This is a genomic window from Micromonospora sp. CMU55-4, assembly GCF_011602315.1.
GTDB classification, from domain to species: Bacteria; Actinomycetota; Actinomycetes; order Mycobacteriales; family Micromonosporaceae; genus Micromonospora; species Micromonospora chalcea.
Window position 1 is genome coordinate 1 of sequence record NZ_JAAOLH010000036.1, and the last position, 5,366, is coordinate 5,366.

Here is a 5,366-nt window from a genome sequence, read left to right on the forward strand (position 1 = left end):
TTGTCCGGCGGTGTCCTACTCTCCCACACCCTCCCGAGTGCAGTACCATCGGCGCTGGAGGGCTTAGCTTCCGGGTTCGGAATGTGACCGGGCGTTTCCCCTCCGCCATGACCGCCGTAACTCTATGAACATGTCAACCAACCCAACCTGTGGGTGATCGTTTGTTCAGAGTTGCACAGTGGACGCGTAGCAGCTTGGTAGTCAAGTCCTCGGCCTATTAGTACCGGTCAACTGAACCCGTTACCGGGCTTACATTTCCGGCCTATCAACCCAGTCGTCTAGCTGGGGGCCTTACCCCACAAAGTGGGTGGGATACCTCATCTTGAAGCGAGCTTCCCGCTTAGATGCTTTCAGCGGTTATCCCTTCCGAACGTAGCTAACCAGCCGTGCCCCTGGCGGGACAACTGGCACACCAGAGGTTCGTCCGTCCCGGTCCTCTCGTACTAGGGACAGCCCTTCTCAAGTATCCTACGCGCACGGCGGATAGGGACCGAACTGTCTCACGACGTTCTAAACCCAGCTCGCGTACCGCTTTAATGGGCGAACAGCCCAACCCTTGGGACCTGCTACAGCCCCAGGATGCGACGAGCCGACATCGAGGTGCCAAACCATCCCGTCGATATGGACTCTTGGGGAAGATCAGCCTGTTATCCCCGGGGTACCTTTTATCCGTTGAGCGACACCGCTTCCACATGCCAGTGCCGGATCACTAGTCCCGACTTTCGTCCCTGCTCGACCTGTCAGTCTCACAGTCAAGCTCCCTTGTGCACTTGCACTCAACACCTGATTGCCAACCAGGCTGAGGGAACCTTTGGGCGCCTCCGTTACCCTTTAGGAGGCAACCGCCCCAGTTAAACTACCCACCAGACACTGTCCCTGAACCGGATAACGGTCCGAAGTTAGATACCCAAATCAACCAGAGTGGTATTTCAAGATTGCCTCCACCCATACTGGCGTATAGGCTTCACCGGCTCCCACCTATCCTACACAAGCTAATTCAGATACCAATGTCAAGCTATAGTAAAGGTCCCGGGGTCTTTCCGTCCTGCCGCGCGTAACGAGCATCTTTACTCGTACTGCAATTTCGCCGGGCCTGTGGTTGAGACAGTGGGGAAGTCGTTACGCCATTCGTGCAGGTCGGAACTTACCCGACAAGGAATTTCGCTACCTTAGGATGGTTATAGTTACCACCGCCGTTTACTGGCGCTTAAGTTCTCCGCTTCGCCCTTGCGGGCTAACAGGTCCCCTTAACGTTCCAGCACCGGGCAGGCGTCAGTCCATATACATCGAATTACTTCTTCGCATGGACCTGTGTTTTTAGTAAACAGTCGCTTCCCCCTGCTCTCTGCGGCCATACAACGCTCCACCCGCGCGGGGCTTCACGTCTCCGGCCCCCCTTCTCCCTAAGTTACGGGGGCAATTTGCCGAGTTCCTTAACCACAGTTCGCCCGATCGCCTCGGTATTCTCTACCTGACCACCTGTGTCGGTTTGGGGTACGGGCCGCTAAGAACTCGCTAGAGGCTTTTCTCGGCAGCATAGGATCACTGACTTCACCTGAATCGGCTCGGCATCACGTCTCAGCCCCATGTGTCGCGGATTTGCCTACGACACGGCCTACACGCTTACCCCGGCACAACCACCGGCCGGGCTCAGCTACCTTCCTGCGTCACCCCATCGCTTGACTACTACCCGCCAGGTTCCCACGCTCCCCACCTTTGGTCCGAAGACCGCCGGCAGTTCGGGTGGTTAGCACAACGAGGTTCGTCAGGGTCGCTCTTTCGCGGGTACGGGAATATCAACCCGTTGTCCATCGACTACGCCTCTCGGCCTCGCCTTAGGTCCCGACTCACCCAGGGCGGATTAGCCTGGCCCTGGAACCCTTGGTCATCCGGCGGAAGGGTTTCTCACCCTTCTTTCGCTACTCATGCCTGCATTCTCACTCGTGCCGCGTCCACAACTGGGTCACCCCGCTGCTTCACCCCCGGCACGACGCTCCCCTACCCATCCACACACCTGCACCTGGCATCAAGGCCAGGCGAAGTTAAAATGTGAATGCCACAGCTTCGGCGGTGCGCTTGAGCCCCGCTACATTGTCGGCGCGGAACCACTTGACCAGTGAGCTATTACGCACTCTTTAAAGGGTGGCTGCTTCTAAGCCAACCTCCTGGTTGTCTATGCGACCCCACATCCTTTTCCACTTAGCACACGCTTAGGGGCCTTAGCTGGTGATCTGGGCTGTTTCCCTCTCGACTACGAAGCTTATCCCCCGCAGTCTCACTGCCGCGCTCTCACTTACCGGCATTCGGAGTTTGGCTGATTTCGGTAAGCTTGTGGGCCCCCTAGACCATCCAGTGCTCTACCTCCGGCAAGAAACACGCGACGCTGCACCTAAATGCATTTCGGGGAGAACCAGCTATCACGGAGTTTGATTGGCCTTTCACCCCTAACCACAGGTCATCCCCCAACTTTTCAACGTTGGTGGGTTCGGCCCTCCACGCGGTCTTACCCGCGCTTCAGCCTGCCCATGGCTAGATCACTCCGCTTCGGGTCTAGAGCATGCGACTAAAAACGCCCTATTCAGACTCGCTTTCGCTACGGCTCCCCCACACGGGTTAACCTCGCCACATGCCACTAACTCGCAGGCTCATTCTTCAAAAGGCACGCCGTCACCCCGCAAGGCTCCGACGGATTGTAGGCGAACGGTTTCAGGTACTATTTCACTCCCCTCCCGGGGTACTTTTCACCATTCCCTCACGGTACTCGTCCGCTATCGGTCACCAGGAAGTATTTAGGCTTACCAGGTGGTCCTGGCAGATTCACGGCAGATTTCAGGAGTCCGCCGCTACTCGGGAACACCCACAGAAGACCAGCAACTTTCACCTACCGGACTATCACCGTCTACGGTCAGCCATTCCAGACTGTTCGACTAACCACTGGCTTTGTAACTTCTCGAACAAGTGTCAGCTTGCTCAGCAGGGTCCCACAACCCCGACCACGCAACCCCTGACAGGTATCACACGCAGCCGGTTTAGCCTCAATCCGCTTTCGCTCGCCACTACTCACGGAATCACTAAATTGTTTTCTCTTCCTACGGGTACTGAGATGTTTCACTTCCCCGCGTTCCCCCCACACACCCTATGTGTTCAGGTGCGGGTGACATCACATGACTGATGCCGGGTTTCCCCATTCGGACACCCTGGGATCACAGCTTGGTTGACAGCTCCCCCAGGCCTATCGCGGCCTCCCACGTCCTTCATCGGCTCCTGGTGCCAAGGCATCCACCGTTCGCCCTTGACAACTTGACCACAAAGATGCTCGCGTCCACTGTGCAATTCTCAACAAACAACCAACCCACAACCCACAGCCCCACACCAAACCCAGCTAACCGCCGGCGGTATGCGAGACCAGGCCGCGCCTGGCGCCTCACGGACCCGAGGTCCGTTCGAAGGCTCTGAAACAACAACCATCTCGGGTTGTTCTTTCAGGACCCAACAGGGTGCTTACATCCACCACCAGCCGCACCAGAACCCCGTTCCCACCACCCGAAGGCAGCTGTACTAGGAAAATTTCTGGCCGTTGCCGGCAGCAGACTTGCCAGTGTCTCCGCCATCTGAGCACCCCGACCCGACATTCGCGGGCCGCGGGCTCCATGCCACCTTTCGGTGGATGGTGCTCCTTAGAAAGGAGGTGATCCAGCCGCACCTTCCGGTACGGCTACCTTGTTACGACTTCGTCCCAATCGCCAGCCCCACCTTCGACGGCTCCCTCCACAAGGGTTGGGCCACCGGCTTCGGGTGTTGCCGACTTTCGTGACGTGACGGGCGGTGTGTACAAGGCCCGGGAACGTATTCACCGCAGCGTTGCTGATCTGCGATTACTAGCGACTCCGACTTCACGGGGTCGAGTTGCAGACCCCGATCCGAACTGAGACCGGCTTTTTGGGATTCGCTCCACCTCACGGTATCGCAGCCCATTGTACCGGCCATTGTAGCATGCGTGAAGCCCTGGACATAAGGGGCATGATGACTTGACGTCATCCCCACCTTCCTCCGAGTTGACCCCGGCAGTCTTCGATGAGTCCCCGCCATAACGCGCTGGCAACATCGAACGAGGGTTGCGCTCGTTGCGGGACTTAACCCAACATCTCACGACACGAGCTGACGACAGCCATGCACCACCTGTGACCGCCCCCGAAGGACCTGCCATCTCTGACAGTTTTGCGGCCATGTCAAACCCAGGTAAGGTTCTTCGCGTTGCATCGAATTAATCCGCATGCTCCGCCGCTTGTGCGGGCCCCCGTCAATTCCTTTGAGTTTTAGCCTTGCGGCCGTACTCCCCAGGCGGGGCGCTTAATGCGTTAGCTGCGGCACAGGGAACCGGAGAGGCCCCCCACACCTAGCGCCCAACGTTTACAGCGTGGACTACCAGGGTATCTAATCCTGTTCGCTCCCCACGCTTTCGCTCCTCAGCGTCAGTATCGGCCCAGAGACCCGCCTTCGCCACCGGTGTTCCTCCTGATATCTGCGCATTTCACCGCTACACCAGGAATTCCAGTCTCCCCTACCGAACTCTAGCCTGCCCGTATCGACCGCAGGCCTGGGGTTGAGCCCCAGGTTTTCACGGTCGACGCGACAAGCCGCCTACGAGCTCTTTACGCCCAATAAATCCGGACAACGCTCGCGCCCTACGTCTTACCGCGGCTGCTGGCACGTAGTTGGCCGGCGCTTCTTCTGCAGGTACCGTCACTTACGCTTCGTCCCTGCTGAAAGAGGTTTACAACCCGAAGGCCGTCATCCCTCACGCGGCGTCGCTGCATCAGGCTTCCGCCCATTGTGCAATATTCCCCACTGCTGCCTCCCGTAGGAGTCTGGGCCGTGTCTCAGTCCCAGTGTGGCCGGTCGCCCTCTCAGGCCGGCTACCCGTCGTCGCCTTGGTAGGCCATCACCCCACCAACAAGCTGATAGGCCGCGAGCCCATCCCAAGCCGAAAAACTTTCCACCAAACACCATGCGGTGCAAGGTCATATCCGGTATTAGCCCCGGTTTCCCGGGGTTATCCCAAAGCCTGGGGCAGGTTGCTCACGTGTTACTCACCCGTTCGCCGCTCGAGTACCCCGAAGGGCCTTTCCGCTCGACTTGCATGTGTTAAGCACGCCGCCAGCGTTCGTCCTGAGCCAGGATCAAACTCTCCAACAAAAATCTTTGTCGAACAGCATCCTGGCAACAAAAGTGTTGCCAAAGGAATCCCAACCAGCAACCATTCCAAAGAACAGCCACCAGTCCGGGGTATAAAACAATTGGCACTGGCTTTACAAGCACCCTGTTGAGTTCTCAAAGAACAACCACACACCAACCAGAAACCCCGC

At 57.9% G+C, this 5,366-nt stretch carries 3 rRNA genes; all 3 read right to left on the bottom strand.

Features of this window, described 5'->3' with window-relative positions:
* Positions 1-2: 2 nt before the first annotated feature.
* Positions 3-119 (bottom strand): 5S ribosomal RNA (gene rrf, locus HA073_RS30100).
* A gap of 78 nt (positions 120-197) precedes the next feature.
* A 23S ribosomal RNA gene (locus HA073_RS30105) occupies positions 198-3,306 on the bottom strand.
* A 375-nt stretch (positions 3,307-3,681) separates the two neighbouring features.
* Positions 3,682-5,196 (bottom strand): 16S ribosomal RNA (locus tag HA073_RS30110).
* Together the 16S, 23S and 5S rRNA genes form the textbook arrangement of a ribosomal RNA operon.
* Positions 5,197-5,366 lie beyond the last annotated feature (170 nt).